The organism is Actinoplanes awajinensis subsp. mycoplanecinus (assembly GCF_001509495.1).
Classification (GTDB): domain Bacteria; phylum Actinomycetota; class Actinomycetes; order Mycobacteriales; family Micromonosporaceae; genus Actinoplanes; species Actinoplanes palleronii.
In genome coordinates, this window is sequence record NZ_LLZH01000339.1 from 1 (window position 1) to 21,510 (window position 21,510).

General features: G+C 71.6%; 14 protein-coding genes. 11 read left to right on the plus strand and 3 right to left on the minus strand.

The window, feature by feature from the left end; translation table 11 throughout:
* The 3 genes from ADL15_RS54810 to ADL15_RS47715 all read right to left on the minus strand — a co-directional run.
* On the minus strand, nucleotides 1-2,177 hold a 2,177-nt coding region (locus ADL15_RS54810; protein WP_067707092.1), incomplete at its 3' end, for a WXG100-like domain-containing protein.
* Between the two features lie 6 nt (nucleotides 2,178-2,183).
* Nucleotides 2,184-3,146 carry a hypothetical protein gene (locus ADL15_RS47710; RefSeq protein ID WP_067707095.1) on the minus strand — a complete coding sequence of 321 codons (963 nt, stop codon included), beginning with the start codon at nucleotides 3,144-3,146 and terminating at the stop codon, nucleotides 2,184-2,186.
* A complete protein-coding gene (locus ADL15_RS47715; protein WP_067707098.1) occupies nucleotides 3,143-3,559 on the minus strand; it encodes a YbaB/EbfC family nucleoid-associated protein in 417 nt (138 codons plus the stop codon). Before ADL15_RS47715 ends, ADL15_RS47710 begins: the two co-directional genes overlap by 4 nt.
* A 293-nt stretch (nucleotides 3,560-3,852) precedes the next feature.
* Here ADL15_RS47715 and ADL15_RS47720 point away from each other — a divergent pair, with 293 nt between their 5' ends.
* The 11 genes from ADL15_RS47720 (at nucleotide 3,853) to ADL15_RS47770 (ending at nucleotide 21,505) form a co-directional block, all read left to right on the plus strand.
* On the plus strand, nucleotides 3,853-4,173 hold the full coding sequence (locus ADL15_RS47720; protein WP_067707101.1) for a WXG100 family type VII secretion target: 321 nt from the start codon (nucleotides 3,853-3,855) through the stop codon (nucleotides 4,171-4,173).
* Between the two features lie 45 nt (nucleotides 4,174-4,218).
* The gene (locus tag ADL15_RS47725) at nucleotides 4,219-4,521 is read left to right on the plus strand and encodes a WXG100 family type VII secretion target (RefSeq protein WP_067707104.1); all 303 of its coding nucleotides are present in this window, start codon (nucleotides 4,219-4,221) and stop codon (nucleotides 4,519-4,521) included.
* Between the two features lie 130 nt (nucleotides 4,522-4,651).
* Nucleotides 4,652-5,452: a hypothetical protein gene (locus ADL15_RS47730; protein ID WP_067707107.1), complete on the plus strand. Its 801-nt coding sequence runs from the start codon at nucleotides 4,652-4,654 to the stop codon at nucleotides 5,450-5,452.
* A 68-nt stretch (nucleotides 5,453-5,520) separates the two neighbouring features.
* The gene (locus ADL15_RS47735) at nucleotides 5,521-7,338 is read left to right on the plus strand and encodes a superantigen-like protein SSL4 (protein WP_067707110.1); all 1,818 of its coding nucleotides are present in this window, start codon (nucleotides 5,521-5,523) and stop codon (nucleotides 7,336-7,338) included.
* Entirely contained in the window at nucleotides 7,335-8,150 is an 816-nt protein-coding gene (locus ADL15_RS47740; protein WP_157442061.1) for a hypothetical protein, read from the plus strand. The genes ADL15_RS47735 and ADL15_RS47740 overlap by 4 nt, the downstream gene beginning before the upstream one ends.
* Entirely contained in the window at nucleotides 8,143-8,505 is a 363-nt protein-coding gene (locus ADL15_RS47745) for a hypothetical protein (protein ID WP_067707116.1), read from the plus strand. Before ADL15_RS47740 ends, ADL15_RS47745 begins: the two co-directional genes overlap by 8 nt.
* Nucleotides 8,502-12,467: a type VII secretion protein EccCa gene (gene eccCa, locus ADL15_RS47750; RefSeq protein WP_067707119.1), complete on the plus strand. Its 3,966-nt coding sequence runs from the start codon at nucleotides 8,502-8,504 to the stop codon at nucleotides 12,465-12,467. The genes ADL15_RS47745 and eccCa overlap by 4 nt, the downstream gene beginning before the upstream one ends.
* 43 nt (nucleotides 12,468-12,510) lie before the next feature.
* On the plus strand, nucleotides 12,511-13,917 hold the full coding sequence (gene eccD, locus ADL15_RS47755; RefSeq protein ID WP_067707122.1) for a type VII secretion integral membrane protein EccD: 1,407 nt from the start codon (nucleotides 12,511-12,513) through the stop codon (nucleotides 13,915-13,917).
* Between the two features lie 6 nt (nucleotides 13,918-13,923).
* Nucleotides 13,924-15,279: a type VII secretion protein EccB gene (gene eccB, locus ADL15_RS47760; RefSeq protein WP_067707125.1), complete on the plus strand. Its 1,356-nt coding sequence runs from the start codon at nucleotides 13,924-13,926 to the stop codon at nucleotides 15,277-15,279.
* 5 nt (nucleotides 15,280-15,284) lie between these two features.
* Nucleotides 15,285-18,194, plus strand: coding sequence for a hypothetical protein (locus ADL15_RS47765; RefSeq protein WP_067707128.1), 2,910 nt, complete (start codon nucleotides 15,285-15,287; stop codon nucleotides 18,192-18,194).
* The gene (locus tag ADL15_RS47770) at nucleotides 18,194-21,505 is read left to right on the plus strand and encodes a right-handed parallel beta-helix repeat-containing protein (RefSeq protein ID WP_067707131.1); all 3,312 of its coding nucleotides are present in this window, start codon (nucleotides 18,194-18,196) and stop codon (nucleotides 21,503-21,505) included. Before ADL15_RS47765 ends, ADL15_RS47770 begins: the two co-directional genes overlap by 1 nt.
* Nucleotides 21,506-21,510 lie beyond the last annotated feature (5 nt).

A 21,510-nucleotide genomic window follows, 5' to 3' on the forward strand; every position in this document is an offset into this window, starting at 1 on the left:
GTGGTGGTGCTGGTACTGCTGGCCGGGGCGGTGGTGGGTGGGCTGTTGGTCGCCGGGCCGGGGGGGGTGTTCGCGGCCGGGTTCGTAGTGGTTGCGGCCGGTGCGGGGGTGTCGAAGCCGGGGAGGCCACCACTTGGCGCCGGGCTGGTGGTGGCGGAGGCGATAGGGGGCGCGTTGACCACTGTCGAGGTCTGCGGCGCTGTCGCGGGTGGTGGTGTGCCGGTGGTCCCGGGGTTGCTGCGGGTCGGCGTGGTCTCGCTCGTGCCGGTGGCCGGGTTCGTGCCGGAGGGCTGATTGCCCACGCTGCTGGGATTGCCGGTTGCGGTATTCGTGGTGCCGGGGTTGGGATTGCCGGTGTTCTGGATACCGGTGTTCGACTGTCCCGTACCGATAGTGGTGTCGCCGGAGTGCGAGATGTCCGGCTGAACGGCGGTTCCAGTCCCGCCGTTACCGACAGTGGTGGTGCCATTCCCGGTATAACTGCCGACGGATCCGCTGTTTGCCGTATCGGTGCTGGTATTGCTTCCGCTGGAATTTGTTCCACCGTTGTTTCCGGTGACCGTTTGGTCACTGGTGGGATTGCCGGTGACGGAATTGCCGTCTGGGCCGGTGGCCGATGGCGAACCGCCCGGGGAATTACCGCCGATGGAAATCGTGCTCGGCGCGCCGTCGCCGGTGGTGGCGCCGACCGAGCCGGTGCCTGTCCCGCCGGTGCCAGTCCCGGTGCCAGTCCCGGTGCCCGTGCCGCCGGTGCTGGTGCCCGTGCCGTCTGTGCCGGTGCCGCCAGTTCCTGTGCCCGTGTCGATACCGCCAGTGCCGCTGGTGCCCGTGCCGGTCCCGGTCCCGGTGCTGCCGGTGCCCGTGCTGCCGGTCCCGGTGCCCGCGCTGCCGGTTCCCGTGCCCGTGTCGGTGCCTCCGGTTCCGGTGCCCGTGCCGCCAGTTCCGGTGCCCGTGCCGCCAGTTCCGGTGCCCGTGCCTCCGGTTCCCGTGCCCGTGCTGCCGGTGCCGGTGCCGGTGCTGCCAGTTCCCGTGCCGGTGCCCGTGCCGCCGGCTCCCGTGCCCGTGCCGGTGCTGCCGGTCCCAGTGCCCGCGCCTGTGCCTGTGCCTGTGCCTGTGCCCGTGCCTGCACCTGTGCCTGTGCCCGCGCCGGTTGGGTTGGGGGTTGGTGAGCCGGTGTCGGTGTGGCTGCCGGTGCCGGTGGTCGGGGGAGCCACGCCGGTGGTCAGCGCCGGCGGGGTGTTCCCGCCTGAGCCGACCGCGGACTTCAGCGTCGACGGCGGCAGGTCGCCGTGCGCGCCGCCGGTGCCCGGCCCGATCGCCTGGCCGATCTCGTAGGCGCCGTTGTGCGCCATCCCGCCGATGATCGAGGAGGTGAACGTTGCGCCCGGGTTGAAGCCACCGCCGCCGACGATCATGTTGAACAGGCCCTCGAACAGGGTCTCGGCGCCGCCGGACAGCACCTCGCCGCCGAAGACGTTCTTGGTGAACTTCGGGAAGAACTTCCCGCCGATCATGTGCATCCCGGCGACGCCGCCGCCGATGAACGCGCCGCCGGCGAACGACATCCCCAGGTCTTTGTAGTCGAAGCCGTGCCGGTGGCCCTCGGCCATCTGCACGATCTGCCCGGCCGCGCTCTGCCAGAGCTCCTCGAGACCCTCCTGGACCGCTTCCCACACCAGGTGCTGCAGCACCTGTCGCAGCCGGGTGGACAGCATCTCGATGAGCGTCTTGACGATCTCCTGGCCGATTTTGATCAGCCCGGGGACCGCCGGTGCGCCGAAGCCCGAGGAGAGCGCGATCGCGATCTCGACGACCTGGGTGAACGCCGCGATGACGATGCCGTACTGGGTCGACTCGGAGTCCAGGGCGAACTGGTACGACGCACCGCCCAGCGACGTCGAGATGTTCGCGCCCTGCGGGATGCTCTGGGTGATCCCGCGCGAGAACCGGCCGAACGCCTCGGCGGCCTGGCCGTCCTGGTGGGCGCTCAGCGCGTTGCCCAGGTTGGCCGTCGCGGCCATCCCGCCGAGCAGCGTGTTGGTGAACTGGTAGAGGTCGTCGCCCATCGCGCGCAGCTGGGTCGGGTCGGCCTGCGGGAACTCCTCGCCGACGCCGTACAGGATCAGGTCGTAGACCCACTGCCATTCGGGGTCGTGCGGGATGTGGAAGTCGGGCACGGGAGGTCAGTAGGCCGGGCCGAGCGGTGCGGCGCTGCCGTCCGCGGTGAAGCTGAGGAACATCGGCCGGTAGCCGGACGCCGTCGGGTCGGCATGCGGGTTGTCCTTGACCATGAAGAACTGCCTGCCGTCCGGGTCGAGCGGCCGGCCCTCGGCGTTGGTGACCGGGGTGTGACCGATCGGGGCCACCGCGTCGTAGAGGCTGGCGTCGATGCGGGTGGTGCCGTTGGCGAACGGGTTCAGCGCCTCGAGGCGGTAGCCCTCGGGCAGCGGCCGGCCGTCGACGAGCGCGGTCGTGTACTCGGGCTTGGCCACGTACGACGAGATCGCCGGGATGGCCGGCGTGAGCGCGGCGCTGATCCGCGGGGTGAGCTGGGCGTCCTCCAGCGGCAGGCCGTCGGAGTCCGCCACGGCCAGCCGGGCCGTCTTGGCGAGCGGCGGCCGCCCCTCGGTCTCGGTCGCCAAGGTGCGGGCGAGCAGTGGCTGCGCCTCGGTCCGGGCCGACATGGTCCGGGCGAGCAGCGGCTGTGCCTCGGTGGCGGGCCGCGTGGACCGGGTGAGCCGGGACATCGGCTCGGCCGGGGTGCCCTCGGTGACCCGGGCGGTGGCGACGGTGCCGGTGGGCACCGACAGGTCGCTGAAGTCCTGCTCCATCTTGTAGCCCGCGGTGCGCGCGTCGTCGTCGGCCGCGCGGTACTGCCGGCCGCCGGTGGTCAGGCCCTCGGAGGTGTAGTCCAGGGTCCCGCGGACCGAGCCGACCAGCGCCTCCAGCTGGTCCAGCCCGGCCAGGAACTTCTTGGAGAACTCCCGGCCGGTCTCGTCGTCGCCCCACGCCTCGCCGTACTGGTTGCGCAGCTGGTGAATGGCCCGCACGTGCCGGGCGTACGTGTCGGAGTGCTCGCCGTAGGCCCGGCCGACGTTGACGACGCCGTCGGGGTTGACCCACATCTGTCCGCGCGCGGTGCTCATGCCGTCGGCCCCCGCATCCCGAGCATCTCGCGGACGCTGGTCGCGATCCGCGGTTCGGCCGGCAGGTACGCGTCGGCACCCGCCTTGCCCCGCACGAGATCCGCGGCGTTCAGGCCGTCCGGCAGCATCGGGGCGAGGATCTGCGCGGCCTGGTCCATGGCCGCCTCCTTCGCCTCGGCGAATGTGGTCATAACCACAGCGGTCAGATCGGACGGTGTCATCCGGCGGTACGCACCGTTGGCGAACTGGATGTCGGTGAGCACCCCGTTCTGACCGACCGTGACGGTGACTTCGCGGCGCGGTGAGGTGGCCGAGGCCGAGATCTCGCTCATTTTCCGCTGCATGTCCGCGAGGTTGTCGCGTTGTCGCTGGTACTCCGCGAAGAGCTGCTCGATGCGCTCGCTGCCGTTCATGCAACCCCCTCGGTGAGCACCTGCGGCGGCGGTGCAGCCCAGGCCCGCGAGACAATAGCAAGCTTGGGAAAATTCGTCGTTACGTCGCCTTGTCTCCGTATGTTTTCCTGATTGCGCCCTGCCCAAAAGATGCCCGCCTTCTGCCACTGGTGTTTGACAGGTCTCATGGCGGGCGGTTTCATGACGTCGACATGCGTGGATCGGGACGGATGTCGTAAACAGCTTTGGCGCGAATCGGCATCCACTTCGGACCGTGTGTTCCCAGACCTGTACCACGAAGAGGAGCTACCGACGTGACGATGCCTACGGTGCAAACCAGCCAGCAGGGCATGCAGTTCGCTGCCCAGCAGTTCTCCGACCGGGCCACCGAGTTCACCGGCTACCTGCAGAACGTCAACTCCAACATGGCCACCCTGCAGAGCAGCTGGACCGGCACGGCGTCCAACGGCTTCAACCAGGCCATGGACAGCTGGGAGAACTCGTTCAAGCGGGTCATCGACGAGCTGGTCAACATGCTCGAAGTGATGGGTGTCACGACCAAGGGCTACACCGAGGCCGAGGACTCGGCGGCGCAGACCGCGCAGTCGTTCGGGCAGGCCCTCCCCGGTATCTGATCCGCCCTCCCCACCACCCCTCAGCTTCAGAAAGGACCCGACACGGTGTCCGACTTCCGGTTCGACTTCAATCAGGCCGATGCCACCCTGTACGACATGAACCAGATCAACACCCGCATCAAGTCGGCGCTGACCGACATGGAGCAGAGTGTCGAGCGCAGCATGGCCGACTGGACGGGTGCCGCCCGCGAGCAGTACACGGTCTCCAAGCAGGTCTGGGACCAGTCCGCCAACGAGATGTCCACCTACCTCGACCAGGCGCGCTCCACCCTGCTGCAGATCTCGGACAACTACGGCACGACCGAGCAGCGGCAGGCCTCGATCTGGAACGACGTCCGCGGCGGCTGACCGCCCGGGCCGGCGTCGCACGACGCCGGCCCACCCCGCCGGCCGCAGGGCCGGTTCCTCGCCGGCCTGGCGTGCCTGACCAGGCCGGCGATGCGTTCTCACCAAGCCCGAGCGACGGAGGTCAGCTGACATGGGCGCGAACATGGACTACGCCAACACCGAGGCGATCAAGCAGATCGGCGTCCTAGGCACGCACGACGGCACCATCGGCAAGCCGGCGGGCTGGACCGACTCGTTGATCGACAAGATCCATCAGGACCTGACGAACTGGAACAACCACCACACCGGCAGGTACCAGCCGCCGTTCGACTGGGCCGGGTACAACCAGGAGCAGAAGGACACCTACCAGTGGTACAAGGACAATGTGCTCGAAACGAGCCACTGGAAAGAGCTCGTCAAGACCTACCAGGGCACGACCCAGCCGGCCACGGTCACGCCGGACGCGTTTGACCCGCACCACACGTACATCCCGACGAAGGATTCCGGCTTCGCCCAGCCGAACATCCCGACGTACGACGTGCAGAACAACCCGGACGGCAACCTGGTCGTCAGCCACCAGGCGATCCAGCACTTCATCGACGCGCTGAAGGCGGTCGCCGACCCCGCCGGCACCGGGATCCTGATCGACGCGCACAACCAGCTCAAGGACGTCCACATGAAGCCGGGCGGTTTCGCCAAGGCCGAGGTGATGCGCCAGAAGATCGAGGGCACCGGCTCGACCAGCTCGGGTCTCAAGGGCGAGGCGATGGACCTGATGCTGACGCTGCAGACGGCGCTGGTCGACCTGCAGGTCGACCTGAAGCAGATGATGGACGAGTACGAGACGGCCGAGGAGTTCAACACCGTCACGACCACCCAGCTCGACGGCGTGATGGACGACGCCTGGGCCCAGATCACCAGCGTCGGCAACCACGGCAGCAGCTCCGCCTGACCGCCGCGGCGCCGGGCCCGGCCGTGGCCCGGCGCGCGTAACTTTCAGTTCTCTCGAGGATCAGGGCGATGGCGAAGCAGTACGACCGCAAGGACTGGGAAGAATCCGGGGGCGGCTGGTGGTCGCCGACCACCGTCGACGCCACGGACCTCAACGACTACCAGGGCTGGGCCCGGACGTCCGGCGGCTGGGCGATGCTGCGGGCCTCGATCACCGGCGCCGCGGGCATCGCCACGCCGGAACAGATCGCCCGGGCCGCCACGCTGGTCAACGCGCAGTCCGTGATGGACGCGTATGCCGCCTTCCAGCGCGCGCTCAGCACACTGCTGTGGCTCGAGACGTTTGTGCACGACCAGTCCAAGGCGATCGCCGGTGAGGGCCGGGGCTGGCAGGGGACGGCCGCGAACGCGTTCCTCACCAAGATGGAGGGGCTCTCCAAGAGCATCGGCAAGCAGGCCGAGCACATCTCCGGCGCCGCCGGGATCGGCAGCATCAACTCGGTCCCGTCGCAGCTCAACGCGAGTGCTCAGTACCTGCAGTGGGGCCAGAAGACGATGGCCTACCTCGACGAGTCGTTCGCGGCGCTGTCCCGGGAGGCGAACAACGCGGTCGGCAGCAACGGCCTGGTCTCGATCACCGGCAGCCCGTTCGAGAAGCCGATGACGGAGGCGATGCTCAAGGTCGTCGACACGGTGGCCACCCAGTACGAGGCGACCACCAGCGCGGTGAACGCGAACACCGGCAGCAACGCCCCGGTGAACACGCCGACCCCGAGCCCCAGCACCCCGAACGTCTCGACGCCGAACGTCAGCACCCCGAACATCTCGACGCCCAACATCAGCACGCCCAACATCAGCACCCCGAACATCTCGACCCCGAACATCAGTACGCCGAACGTCAGCACCCCGAACATCTCGACCCCGAACATCAGCACGCCCAACATCTCCACGCCCAACATCTCGACCCCGAACATCTCCACGCCGAACGTCAGCACGCCGAACATCTCGACCCCGAACATCTCGACCCCGAACATCTCCACGCCGAACATCAGCACCCCGAACATCTCGACGCCGAGCTTCAGCACCCCGACCACGGGCCTGCCCGGCTTCGACACACCGACCGGCACCGGGATCGGTGGCGGCAGCGGCGGATCGGGCCTGACCGGCGGCGGTGTTCCGACGTTCACCGCGCCGCAACTGCCCAAGCCGCCCGGCACGTCCGGCGGCACCGGCATCGGTGGTGGCGCCGGATCCAGCGGGGGCATCGGCTCCGGCACCGGCGTGGGCGCGTTCACCCCGCCGAAGGTCCCGTCCGCGCCGACCGCGAACACGTCCGGCGGCACCGGCATCGGTGGTGGGATCGACATCCCCGGCCTCACCGGCCCCGGCGTCGGCGGTGGCAGCGGCGGTGGCGTGGGCGCGGGCATGCCGGGCGGTGGCATGCCCGGTGGCGGCGCGGGCGGTGGCGCCGGCGGCGTGAGCCTGCCGGACGCCCCGGACTCGCACGGCCTGCTGACCGGCGACGAATCGGACTGGAAGCCCACCACCATCGGATCGGTCGACGTGCCGGACGCGCCCGGCGGTGCCAACCCCGGTGGCAGCGGTCTGGGCGGCATGCCCGGCGGCGGGATGCCGGGCGGCGGTGCCGGTGGTGGCGCGGGCGGGGTGAGCCTGCCGGACGCTCCGGACGCGGGTGGGCTGCTGACCGGTGACGAGGCGGACTGGCAGGCGCCGACGCTGGGGTCGGTGGACGTGCCGGACGCGCCCGGTGGTGCGAACCCCGGTGGCAGCGGTCTGGTGGTGCGAACCCCGGTGGCAGCGGTCTGGGTCAGATGCCCGGCGGTCAGATGCCCGGCGGTGGTGCGCCCGGTGGTGCCGGTGGCGTGAGCCTGCCGGACGCCCCGGACGCGGGTGGGCTGCTCACCGGCGACGACACCGACTGGTCGGGCGTCAAGCTCGGCGGGGTCGACGGGCCGGACGCGCCCGGCGGCGCCGACGCCGGCGGTGCGGGCCTGGGCACGACGCTGCCGGCCGGTGGCAACCCGCTCACGGCCGCGCCGCACCTGGTGCCGGTGGCGCCGATCGAACGGCCCGAGGCGGCGCAGCGCGACGACGCGGCGTGGCAGGGCGAGCCGGGCAGCGGGACGGACCCGTCCGTCCCGGTGACCGCGCTGCCCGAGGCCCCCACGCCGGTCGAGGTCCCGATGCCGATGCAGGCCGTCGACGTGATGCGCTCCCCGGTCCCGGCGGTCGAGGCCCCGGGCAAGGACAAGCGCGACGACGACCTGCTGATCCTGCCGTTCCTGCCGGTCCGCGGTTCGTCCGACGAGGAGCCGCAGGAGAAGACCCCCGGCGAGCAGGCCGGCGAGACGCCGATCGCGGAGGAGCCGGAGCCGGCCACGGCCGAGAACCTCGGTTTGCTGCCGTCGCTGGCCGCCGTCACCGAGGAGATCGACGAGCGTGCCGAGCCCGAGGCCCCGGACGCCGCCGAGCTGCTGACCGAAGCACCCGAGCGGTGGACGCCGCAGGCCGAGGCCGAGATCGAGGCGGATATGCTCCCGGCCGCCGAGGATCACGTACCGGTGGTCCGGCCGGACGAGTCCGGCGGGGACACCGCGGGCTGGGACGACGCCGGCGACTCGTGGTGGTTGCAGGACGAGCCGAACCGTACGCACGAGGAGAAACCAGCCGATGCCTGATCGGAACGAGGACGGGCTCGCCGCGCCGCGTCCGGTCTGGCGGCCCACCAAGCCGGCCACGGACCAGGACCTGATCCCGACCGTCGGGTGTGGTGGCGAGGGACCGATCCTCAGCGTGGACGAACGCTGGGAAATGATGAACGCCCTGGCCCAGGAGATGGACGAGGCCAAGGAACGCGAGCAGGCCGAGGCCGAGGAGAAGGCCAAGGAGAAGGAGAGCCGGGCCCGCGGCGACGAGGAGGACGAGGCCCGCGTGGTCGAGCGCTTCCGAAACGACCGGTACGCCGTCAAGCTGCTGCAGCAGAGCGACGACGTCTGGGGCGGCGGCGCCGGCGACACCGGGGTGCTCGGATGAGCACGGTCACCGTCAAACGGCCGCCGCGCGCGACCGGCCCGGACGGCCCCGAGGGCGAGATCGACCTGCAGGAGCCGCCGCTGATGGCCGAGGAGGCCCCGCTCGACTTCCGGTCGTTCGCGATGATCGTGCCGATGGGCCTGGGCATGGGCGGCATGATGGCCATGTTCGGCCTCTACAGCAAAGCGCCGATCATGTACGTGATGGGCGGCGCGATGGCCGGCGGCATGCTGCTGATGGGCGTCATGCAGATCGGCAAGTCGGCCTCCGAACGCAAACGCAAGATGCGCGGCGAACGCCGGGACTTCCTGCGCTACATCGCCCAGCTGCGCAAACAGGCCCGTACCGCGGCCGCGCAGCAGCGCGAGTTCGTCCTGTGGAACAACCCGCAGCCGAGCTGGCTGTGGTCGATCGCGATGAGCAGCCGGCTGTGGGAACGGCGGGCCAGCCACGACGACTTCGGCCGGGTCCGGATCGGGCTGGGCCGGCAGAACGCGCTGCTGAAGTTCATCCCGCCGACCACCAAGCCGATCGAGGACCTCGAACCACTCTCGTCGATCTCGCTGCGCCGCTTCTCCGAGGCGTACCGCACGGTCGGCGGCATCCCGGTCTCGGTGGGGCTGCGCAGCTTCACCAGCATCGAGCTGGAGGGCGAGGCCGAACCGGCGATCGACCTGGTCCGGGCGATGCTGGCGCAGCTGGCCACGTTCCACGCCCCGGACGAGGTGCGCATCGCGGTGCTGGCCACCGAGGTGCACCGCCAGCCGTGGGAGTTCATCAAGTGGCTGCCGCACAACGCGCACCCCAGCGCGGTGGACGCGGCCGGCCCGGTCCGGTTGTTCGCGAGCAGCCACGACGACCTGATGGACCTGCTCGGCGCGGAGGTCGGTGACCGCGGCGACCACGACCGGACCGCCCGCCCGTCGACCGCCGAACCGTTCGTGGTGGTGCTGGCGCACCTGGCCGACATCCCGGACAGCTCCCGGCTGCTGGGCACCGGCATCCGCAACGTCGTGCTGATCGACCTGACCGGCACCATGCCCGGCGGGCCGAAGGTGCTGCGGCTGAGCGTGCAGGACGACAAGGTGACGTTCCCGGCCGGCGACGCGGTCGGTTCCGCGGTGCGCGACGTGCTCGACGGCACCCAGGCGCTGGCGCTGGCGCGCAGCATGGCGCCCAAACGCACCAGCGGCACCCTCGACGTGGTCGACGAGCCGCTGACCAACGACTTCGAGCTGACCTCGCTGCTGGGCATCCGCGACCTCAACGCGTACGACGTACAAGCGCTGTTCCGCACCCGCAATCCGCAACGGAACCGCCTGCAGGTGCCGATCGGGGTCACCGAGGACGGCGAGGTCATCGAGCTGGACCTCAAGGAGTCCGCGCAGGGCGGCATGGGACCGCACGGCCTGCTGATCGGCGCCACCGGCTCCGGCAAGAGCGAACTGCTGCGCACCCTGGTCTGCTCGCTCGCCGCCACCCACTCCTCGGAGATCCTCAACCTGGTCCTGGTCGACTTCAAGGGCGGCGCGACCTTCATGGGCATGGAGCGGCTGCCGCACACCTCGGCGGTGATCACCAACCTCGCCGACGAGCTGCCGCTTGTCGACCGGATGCAGGACGCCCTCAACGGCGAGATGACCCGGCGCCAGGAGCTGCTGCGCGCCAGCGGGTACGCGTCGCTGTTCGACTACGAGAAGGCCCGCTCGGCCGGCGCCCAGCTGGTGCCGTTCCCGGTCCTGCTGATCATCGTGGACGAGTTCAGTGAGCTGCTGTCGAGCAAGGCCGAGTTCATGGACCTGTTCGTGTCGATCGGCCGGCTGGGCCGCAGCCTCGGGGTGCACCTGCTGCTCGCCTCGCAGCGGCTCGACGAGGGCCGGATCAGCCGGGTCGAGGGCCACCTGTCGTACCGGGTGGCGTTGCGCACGTTCTCCTCGATGGAGTCGCGCGCGGTGATCGGCGTCGGCGCGGCCTACGAGCTGCCGTCCGAGCCCGGCAACGGCTACCTGAAGATCGACACGACGAACCTGGTGCGGTTCAAGTCCGCGTACGTCTCCGGCCCGTACACCGGCGCCGGTGGGCGGGTCGCGGTGGCCGGCGGGCCGGCCGGGTCCCGGGACGTCGTCGAGTTCACCACCCGGCGTATCGCCGGCGGCTACGACCCGGCGCGCGAGCTGGCCGAGGCCGGCCCGGTGCTCGCCGAGGACTTCGCCACCCCGACCGGGCCGAGCATGGTCGAGGTGCTGCTGGACCGGCTGGCCGGGTCCGGCCCACCGGCTCGCCAGGTGTGGCTGCCGCCGCTGTCCGCCGCGCCCAGCATGGACTCGCTGCTGCCCAGCGTGGTACCGGACCCGCGACGCGGGATGACCGTCGACGACCCGGCGATGCAGGGCAAGCTGCGGGTGCCGATCGGGATCGTGGACCGGCCCGCCGAGCAGATCCGCGAGCTGCTGACCGCCGACCTCGGTGGCGCCGACGGGCACGTCGGGATCGCCGGCGCCGCACAGAGCGGCAAGTCGACCCTGCTGCGCAGCCTGATGCTTGCGCTCGCGCTGACCAACACCCCGCGCGAGGTGCAGTTCTACGGGCTCGACTTCGGCGGCGGCGGGCTCGCCTCGATCGCCGGGCTGCCGCACGTCGGCTCGATCGCGACGCGACTCGAACGGGACCGGGTCGTTCGTACCATCGAAGAGATCTTGCAAATCATGGAGCGCCGCGAAGCGGAATTCGCCCAGCGCGGGCTCGACTCGATGGCCTCCTACCTGGCCGCCTGTGCGCGCGGTGAGATCAACGACCGGTTCGGTCACGTGTTCCTGGTGATCGACGGCTGGTACACGATGAAGCAGGACTTCCAGGAGCTCGACAGCAAGTTCCAGGAGATCGTCTCGCGGGGCCTGTCGTTCGGCGTGCACGTGATGGTCACCGCGACCCGCTGGTCGGAGATGCGCACCTGGCTGCGTGACCTGATGGGCACCCGCCTCGAACTGCGGCTGGCCGACTCGATGGAGTCCGACGTCGGCGCCCGCAAGGCGGCCACCGTGCCCAACCAGTCCGGTCGCGGCCTGACCTCGACCGGCCTGCACTTCCTCGGTGGCCTGCCGCGGATGGACGGGCTGTCCGCGGTCGGTGACCTGGCCGAGGCGACCAAGGCGGTGGTCGAGGAGATCGGCACGTTCTGGCCCGGCCCGCTGGCCCCGCAGGTGCGGATGCTGCCGCCGAGCCTGCCGGCCGCGAGCCTGCCCGACCCGGAGCCGGAGTTCCGGGTCTGCCTGGGCCAGGACGAGCAGCGCATCGCCCCGGTCTGGCACGACTTCCTGGCCACCCCGCACCTGCTGGTCTTCGGTGACAACGAGACCGGCAAGACGAACATGCTGCGGCTGGTGCTCGCCGCCATCCAGCGCCGCTACACCCCCGAGCAGGCCAAGGTGGTGCTCGGTGACTCGCGGCGCGACCTGGACACCGCGATCGACGCGGCCTACCAGGTGGGTGCGGCGTTCACCGGCGACCGGCTCTACGAGCTGGCCGGGCAGACCTCGGTCTCGATGACCAGGCGGCTGCCCGGCGCGGACATCTCCTCGGAACGGATGCGCCGCCGCGACTGGTGGGAAGGCCCGGAACTGTTCGTCGTGGTCGACGACTACGACCTGATGACCAAGGGGGTCGGTGTCGGCTCGACCCTGGAACCGCTGCTCCCGCTGCTGGCGCAGGGCTCCTCGGTCGGGCTGCACGTGATCCTGGCGCGCAGCACGTCCGGCGCGATGCGGGCCATGATGGACCCGGTCGTGCGCCGGATGTGGGAGCTGGGCACCCCGGCCACGCTGTTCTCCTACCCCAAGGAGGAGGGCAAGTTCCTGGGCGAGGCCGCGCCGCGGCGGCTCCCGCCCGGACGCGCCCAGCTCGTCACCCGCCGTGGTGTGCGCCTGATGCAGACCGGTCACGTCAGCACCGGCACACACCGATGAGATCCGCACCAGGGCGCCCCGCGCCGATGAAAGAGGTACCCCGATGACCGCGGCGATGAGCGGCGAGATCTGCCGGATCACCGTGACCGGACCCGACCGCCAGGTGGACCTGGCGGTCCCGGTCGGCATCCCGGTCGCCGACCTGTTGCCGCAGCTGTTGCAGCTGACCAGCAGCGGGCCCGGCTTCGAACGTGACCTGCCGGAGGGCCCCTGGGTGCTGCAGCGGCTCGGTGCGGTGCCGTTCGAGCTGTCCGGCACTCCGGAGAGCCTCGACTGGATCGAGGGCGAGCAGCTGTACCTGCGTCGCGCCGAGGACCCGCTGCCCGAACTGGACTTCGACGACCTCGCCGAGGGTGTCGCCACGATGGTCAACCGGCGCACCGACCGGTGGCAGGCCGAACACCGCCGGCCGTTGTTCCTGGTGCTCTCCGCGATCGTGATGCTGGTGGTGGCCCGGGCCGTGGTGGCACACGGCCCGCTGCTGCCGCAGATCGTCAGCGGCGCGGTGCTGTCGCTGGCGCTGCTGGCCGCCGCACTGGTCAGCGCGCGCCGGCTGACCGACGGCAACTTCGCGCTGCTGTTCGGCTGCGGCGCGGTGTTCTTCGCCGCGATCGCCGCGTCCAGCGCCGTCGACGACCAGCTCGACGGGGTGGCCTGGACCGGTCCGGCGGTGCTCGCCGGCGCGGTGGCCGCCACCGCGGTCAGCGCGCTGCTGCTGGTCTTCCAGCGCACCGTCACCCCGCACATGCCGTTCGCACCGATGCTGTTCGTCGGGCTGACCGCGCTGACCGTGGTGCTGACCATCCTGCTCGGCGACGCGGCCGGCGCGAGCGCGGCGACCACGTCGGCGGCGGCCAGCGCGGTGCTGTTCGCGGTGATCGTGCTGGCGCCCCGGTTCGCGGTGAAGCTGTCGCGCCTGCGCGGCCCGCAGCTGCCCAAGACCGGCGAGGACATGGCCTATGACATCGAGCCGGACGACTCGAGCCTGGTCAAGGAGCGCGCCGACAACGCCGAGACGTACCTGACCGTGGCGATCGTGGTGGCCGCGGTGCTGCTGCCGGTGCTGTTCCACTTCGTCAACCAGGTGTCCGGCTGGTCCGGCTGGACGCTGGTGCTGCTGGTGTCGAGTGCGGTGCTGCTGCGCTCGCGGACGTTCTTCGGGCTCTGGCAGCGGCTCGCCCTGGTCGCCGCGGGTGTGGCCGGCTACGTCCTGGTGCTGCTGCGGCTGGCCGACAGCATGCCCTCGGGCGGGCGGTTCACGCTGATCGGTGTGCTGCTCGTGCTGCTGATCCCGCTGGTGCTCGCCGCCCTGCGACCGTGGCCGCAGCGGATGCTGCCGTTCTGGGAGTACTCGGCGACCTTCTTCGACGTGGCCTCCGGCGTCGCGATCCTGCCGATCCTGGCGCAGACGCTCGGGCTCTACGCCTGGGCCCGCGGACTGTTCGGGTAGGCGGGCGTGCAGACCCAACGCGACCACGTGCACGCCCATCAGTTCATGATGGGCCGGCTCGGTTCGGCCCTGGTGCAGGGCGACCCGACCAGCGCCGAGATCCCCGGTCACCGGGCGATGACCGGGCTGCTGTTCGGCATCCTGGTGGCGGCGCTCGGCATCGGCGGTGTCGCCGTCTACGGCTGGATCGTGCCCGGCGGCTCCACCGCGTACAGCAAACCCGGCAACCTCGTGGTGGAGAAGGAGACCGGCAACCGCTACGTCTACCTCGACGGCGCGCTGCGCCCGGTGGCGAACGTGACCACCGCGTCGCTGCTGCTCGGCAAGGCCATGACGGTCAAGCTGATCTCCCGTAACTCGATCAAGGACGTGCCGCGCGGTGCCGAGCTCGGCGACTCCGGCTGGCCGCAGTCGGTGTCCGGCGGCACCCGGGTGGCCGGGCCGTGGCTGGTCTGCCTGCCCGGCTCACTGGTCGAGAAGCCCGACCCGGCCGCGCTCGGCGTCAACCTGGACCCGCAGACCCCGGTCGCGGTGCTGCCGCAGGACCGGTTCAGCGTGGTCCGCAGCCCGGCCGGCGTCGCATACCTGATCATTCGTGGTCACAAGTTCCGGGTCGAGGCCGACTCGGTGCTGGTCGCGCTCGGCGCCAGCAACGTGCGGCCGATGCTCGCCCCGCAGACCTGGCTGGACTGGCTGCCCGACGGCGTGGCGCTCGGCCCGGCGAAGGTGCCCGGCGCCGGCACGTTCGGCCCGAAGGTCGGCGGGCAGCACCGCCGGGTCGGCACGCTGTTCCGCCAGCGGCCGGCCGGTGGCGAGGAGCAGCTGTTCGTGCTGCGCAAGGACGGCCTCGCCCCGATCAGCGCGACCGAGTTCCTGCTCGGCGCGGCCGCCGCGGCCACCCCGCCGATCGAGCTGGACGCCGCCGCCGTGGTCGGCGCGGCCCGCTCGAGCGACCGCACCCTGCTGGACCGGCTGCCCGACCTGACCGCGATGCGCCCGCAGGACCGCGGCTCGGCGGCGCTGTGCCAGCGGCAGCGGCCCAGCGGCGAGGACACCTTTGAGACCCAGATCGTGTTCACCGCCGCCGGTGCCTCCGGGGTGGACGCCACCGGCCGGGCCGGGGTGCTCGCCGCACCCGGCACCGGCATGGCCGTCGTCGCCGTGCCGCACCCGCAGAACCGGCGTGACCAGGTCGTCTACCTCTCCGAGTCGGGCACCGCCTACCCGGTGGCCGACACGGACAGCCAGAGCGCTCTCGGCCTCGACGGCACCCCGGTGCCGTTCCCGCAAAGCCTGCTGGCGGCCCTGCCGCACGGCCCGGCCCTGAGTCGCGGGGCGATCTACAGCCCCGCAGGAGGTTGATCGACATGGCGAACGGGATTCGTGGCCTGCTCCGTGGCAAAGGCGACGAGCCCGGCCGGGTCGAGCAGCACATCGTCGGCAACGCCACGGTGCTGCACGGCTCCGACCGGATCAGCGCGGAGGCGCAGACCCTGGCGATGGCCGTGGTGGCCGACGCCGACAACGACATCGTCGTGCTCGACCTCGGCGCCGGGATGCCGATCAACTCCTGGGAGGCGATGGCCCGGGTGCTGCCGCGCCGCCGGCGCGGCATCCGGCTGGTCGCCTGCGGGCGCTCCACCACCGCCGCGGCGATGGCCGGGCAGTGGTTGTCGGAGCGACTGAATCGTACGGTCATCGCGCCCGACGGTGAACTGATCCGCGGCTCGGCCGGCACCCTGTTCGTGCACTCCCAGCCGGGCAGCGGCTGGGTCCGGTTCCGCCCCGGCAAGACACCGACCTGGGAGTCCAAGCGCTACCCGGCGCCGTTGTGGGACCTCGCGGCGGTCGACAGCCGCGCGTCCAGCGCGATCGGCGAGATCGAACCGCTGCCCGGCGGCGTCTGGATCCACGACACCCGCGACACCGCCACGGTGGCCACCCACCGCCAGCACCTGATCACCGGCGTGCCCTGCCAGCCGGATGTGATGACCGTGCTGCTCGGCTGCCCCGGCACCCCGCCGCTGTCGCTCGACGACGTGGTGCGGTTCTGGCGTGGCCTCGACGAGGACGCCCGCGCCCGGACCCGCTTCGTGCAGTACGGCGACGTGCGGCTGCCCGAGGGCGAGGCGCTGGGCCAGGCGCTCGCCGACCTGCTCGCCGCGAACGTGATCTGCTACACCGGTGTCCCGGTCGGCACCCCGGACAAGTACGACCTGCGCACGGTCCTGCCGGACGGGACGCTCGGCTGGCCGCCGTTCGCCCGCGAACTCGGCTACGTGCCGCGCGTGCACAAGAACTCGCGGCCGCGCCGCCCGGTCGTGCTCAGCCACCGGGCGCCGCTGCGCTGGACCGACGAGATCGCGCCCCGGGTGTTCTGGTACGCCCCGGACGCGGTCGTCGAGGTGGTCGAGGCCGGGCTGTGGATCCGCGGGGTGGAGGAGCCGGGCAACGCCGAACGGGTCCGGGCCACCGCGCTCGACCCGCAGCAGAGCACGCTGATCTTCGACGACTCGGTGCCGGCGCAGACCGGCCGGATGCGCGAACTCGCCGCGGATCTGGCGGCCCGGCTCGACGACATGACCGCGCCGGGCGCGCTGGTGCCGGCGTCGGTGCTGGTGCCGGAGATGACCCGCGGCGGGCGGGCCACCGCCGCGGCCGACGTGGACGCGATCACGTCGCGGGCGCCGGTGGACGTGACGGTGCCGACGGTGGTGGAGTTGCCGGTTCCGGCGGCGGAGCCGCAGTCGTACCGGGCGCCGATGCCGGCCTTCGACGAGTCGCAGGCGTTCAGTGTGAGCGTGCCGTTGCCGGCGCCTTCGCCGGTGTTCGACGAGTCGCAGGCGTTCAGCGGGCCGTTGCCGGTGTTCGACGACTCGCAGGCGTTCAGCATGCCGCTGCCGTTGCCGGTGGTCGAGGAGCCGTCGGTGCTGGCTGTCGCCGAGCAGTCGTCCGCTTTGTTGCGGCCGCCGGTCGCTTATGAGCCGCCGCCGGTTGTCGAAGAGCCGGCCGCTGTTGAACAGCCGCCGGTTGTCGAAGAACCGGCGCCGGTTGTCGAAGAACCGGCCGCCTTTGAACCGGCGCCCGTCGTCGAGGAGCCGCCGGCGCCGGTCGCACTGGTCGCTCCCGACGAGCCGGTCGAGCTGCCGGCCGCGCCGGTCGACTTCCCCGCCGCCCCGGTCGCTCCGGCGCCGCCGACCACGGTGGACATCGCGCCACCGCCCCCGCCGGTCGAGCCACCACCCGCGGTCGAGCCGCCACCCCCGTTCGACCCGGGCATGGTCGCGCCCCCGATCGAGGTGCCGCTCTCGGCCGTCGTCGAGGTGGGCGTTCCCGCCGTCCAGCCCACGCCCGCCGCGTCGGCCCCGGCCCCGGTCGACCTCCCCGGCCCGGTCGAGATCGAGGCGCCGCCTGTCGTCGCCGCTCCGGTCGCGCCCGCCGCCCCGGCCGGCCCCCGGGTCCGGCAGCAGCCGGTGCCCGACCCGGCCACCAGCGCCCTGCTGCCCAACCGCCCCCTCGACGAGGAGCGCGTCTGGGTCCGGCGCACCCTGAGCCGTGACTTCGACACGATGGCCAGCTCGGTCGCCCGGATCATGTCGGAGCACCCGGGTCTGCAGAGCGCCGGCCACGGCACCGACGACGTGCTCGTCGACTCGGTCGCGGTCCGGCTGTTCCTGTCCGCCCGCGGCCCGGGTGTGGACGCCGGGCTGCGCGCCGGGCGCAACGGCCCGCACGTGCCGCTGGCCCGCTGCGCGGTCTCCGGTTTGTCGCGGCTGCCGTCGTTCCGCGGCACCACGATCTTCCGGATGTCGCCGCTGGCCGAGGAGTGGGAGCTCTACCGGCAGCGCCGGCTCTTCTCCGACTGGGGGTTCGTCACCGCGATGACCCAGCCGGACGAGGTGCAGGACGGCGACACCGACGTGCTGCTCTGGTCGATGACCGGGCGGCGCACCGCGCTGCTCGAGCCGCAGGACGACGAACGGATCGACGACCGGGTGGTGTTCCTGCCCGGCACCAGCTTCAAGGTCCTCGAGTTGCGCGAGCCGTCGGACGACGGGCGCGGCTCGATCCTGATGCGCGAGATCGGCAGCAACGAGATCGACGACGAGGGCCGGGTCGACCCGGACCGGGTCTCGCTCGACGAGCTGGCCGTCACGTCGTTGCATCGCAGCCTGGAACGATGGGCCGGCGCACCGGCCAAGCGACGGATCGGTTCGGCCGCGCGGGCACGCTTCGACGTGCTCCCGGGCCTGGAACGGCAGGAGGTGACCCGGTGATGAGCCGACAGGTTCTGGTGGTGGGCTCGCGCCAGCCCGGCGCGTACCCGACGATCGGTGCGGCGCTGGCCCGGGCCGAAGCCGGTGCGACGATCAGCGTGCACCCGGGCCGGTACACCGAGAAGCTGGTGCTCGGCAACCGGGTGACGATCAGCGCCGAGGACGGCGGCCCGGTCGAGGTGCACGTCGAGCAGGGCAGTGTGCTGGTCGTGCACGGCGAGGGCGCCCAGCTGCGCGGGCTCACCCTGTCCAGCGGCGACCCGAAACTCGCCGCCGTCGACGTCTACGCCGGCGAGGTCGCCCTGGACGGCTGCACGATCGCCGGCAGTTCCTGGGTCACCGTGCTGGCCCGGCTGCAGGGGTCGCTCGCGATGCGCCGCTGCGAGGTGTCCAGCAGTGCCGGCGCCGGGATCGTGATGATGTCCTCGGGCACCGGCACCGTCGAGGACACCACGATCAAGGACGTGACCACCTCGGGCATCGTGGTCGGTGAGACCGCCACGCTCACCCTGCGCCGCTGCACCGTGCGCGACACCCCGGCCAACAGCATCTGCGCCAACGGCGACAGCCGGCTGGTGATGGACCAGTGCGAGATCGTCGGCGCGCGCAAGCCCGCCCTGGTGGTGGAGCAGAAGGCACACGCCCGGATCACCGGGCTGACCGTGCGCGACAGCGCGAACGTCGACGTGTTCCTGCGCGGTGAGATCGACGTGACGGTCACCGACTCCACGTTCAGCGGTGCGGCACTGCAGGCGGTCCACATCACGGATAATGCAACCCCCCATTTCGTACGCTGTACCTTCACCGGGATCGGGCACACCGCCGTACACCTGACGGGTTCGGCGAAGCCGGAATTCACCGACACGACGGTGACCGGAACCCCGATAGCGGTCCTGACCGAGGCGAAGGCCTCGCCGACGTTCAGCGGTCTGACCGTGCGCGGCACCCGGGACAACGTGGCGGTGTTCGGTGGCGGCGGGACCGTGACGCTGCACCGGCTGCGCGCCGAGGTGGAGACCGGCGCCGGTGTCGTGGTGCGCGACGAGACCGTCCTGGAGGGCTCGGATCTGGCCGTCGACGGCGGGGTCGCGCTCGAGTTCAGCGGCCAGGCCCGCGGCACCGTGCGCGACGCCCGGTTCGACGGCAGCGCGCCGGCCACGGTCACCGTCGGCACCGGCTCGTCGCTGACGCTCAGCTCGATGGTGGCCCGCGGCTGCGGTGTGCGGGTCGACGGCGGTCAGCTGCAGCTCAAGGACAGCGAGATCACCGGCGCGCCCGGCGACGGGCTGCTGGTCACCGGCGGCGGCCAGGTGACCGCCACCCAGGTCCGGGTGCGCGACGCCAAGGGCAACGGGATCGCCCTGGCCGACGGCGCCCGGGGCCGGGTCGTCGACTGCGAGATCCTCGGCAGCGGCGCGGCCGGGATCAGCGCCGAGAACACCGAGCCGGTCACCGTGACCCGCTGCGTCGTGCAGGACAGCACCGGCGAGGACATCCACCGGGGCACCGGAGCGCAGCTGAGCCTGGACTCGGTGACCACCGGCCGGCGTGCCCAGGGATCCGGTGGCCCGGCCGCCGGGCGTGCCGGGTCCGCGTCGGGCCCGGCCACCGGCGACGGCGAGTCCGGCCCGGCCGGCAAGGACGAGCCGGAGGGTGAACTCGCCGGCCCGCTGCGCGAACTCAACGCGCTGATCGGCCTGCGCGGGGTGAAGAAAGAGGTCACCGCCCTGATCAACCTGATCAGGATGTCGCAGGTACGGATGCAGATGGGCCTGCCGATGCCGCCGATGAGCCGGCACCTGGTCTTCGCCGGCCCGCCCGGTACCGGTAAGACCACGGTCGCCCGGCTCTACGGCTCGGTCCTGGCCGAACTGGGCATCCTGTCCAAGGGCCACATGGTCGAGGCGGCCCGCGCCGACCTGGTCGGGCAGTACATCGGCTCGACCGCGATCAAGACCACCGAGCTGGTCACCAAGGCGCTCGGCGGGGTGCTGTTCATCGACGAGGCGTACACGTTGTCGGCGGGTTCCGGCGGCTCCGGGCCGGACTTCGGCCAGGAAGCCATCGACGCGCTGATGAAGATGATGGAGGACCACCGCGACGAGCTCGTGGTGATCGTCGCCGGGTACTCCGAGCTGATGGAGAAGTTCCTCGAGTCCAACCCGGGTCTGGCCTCCCGGTTCACCCGCACCATCGAGTTCCCGAACTACTCGGTCGAGGAACTCGTCACGATCACCTCGAACCTGGTCGCCAAGCACTACTACGAGCTCACCGACGACGCGGTCGACGGGCTGACCGCGTACTTCGAGCGGGTCCCGAAGAACGCCACCTTCGGCAACGGCCGTGTCGCCCGTAAACTGTTCGAAGCCATGATCAACAACCAGGCCTCCCGGCTGGCGACCAGCGCGGTCGTCAAGGACACCGAGATGAACCGGCTCACCGGCGAGGACGTCGCGCCGGAGTTCGCGCTGCTCGACGACCTGCCGGTGGAGCAGAACAGCAGCCCGGACAGCGCCACCGACCCGGCCGGCGCGATCAAGGCGACCCGCTCGTGGAAACGCGTCTGCGCCCTGGTCGGTTCCACCTCGGTGCGCGAGGCGCTCGGCTCGGGCCTGCTGCAGCTGTGCGACCTGCGCAACCGCCGCCGCGCGTACGGGAAGAACGCCAACGTGATCCTCGGCGGCGTGCCCGGCAGCGGCCGCAGCGAGGTCGCCCGGCTGTACGCGGCCGCGCTCAGCGAACTCGACCTGGTCCGCGTCGGCCAGGTGGTCCGGGTCTCCACCGCGGGCGCGTTGGCCCCGCAGTGGCCGGGCCAGATCCCGAGCCTGGTCCGCGCCGCGATCGAGGACGCCGCCGGCGGGGTGCTGCTGATCGACCACACGCCCGGCGAGGGCGCCGACGAGGCCGTCGAGGCCCTGGTGGAGCAGCTGCGGGCGGCGGCCGGTGACCCGGTCGTGGTGCTGATCGGGGAGATCGCCGCGCTGGCCGCGCTGCGCCAGCGGATCCCCGGGCTCGACGAGGTGTTCGGCCGGCAGTGGTCGATGCCGGCGTTCTCCGAGGCCGAGCTCGGTGACATCGTGGTGCGGCACCTGGTGCGCCGTGGCCACGAGGTGCCGCCGGACGTGCAGGCTGCGATCGCCGGGCTGGCCGGTCGGCTGCCGCGCCCGACGGTCCGCGCCGCGCACGAGTTCTCCTCGCTGCTGAGCCGCACCGCCGCCTCGCGGACCCTGGCCGTCGCCGACCTGAACGTCCCGATGGCGGGGACAGCCGCCGCCACCCGTCAGGCCGAGGGCCTGGCGGCCGTCAGCTGAGAGGA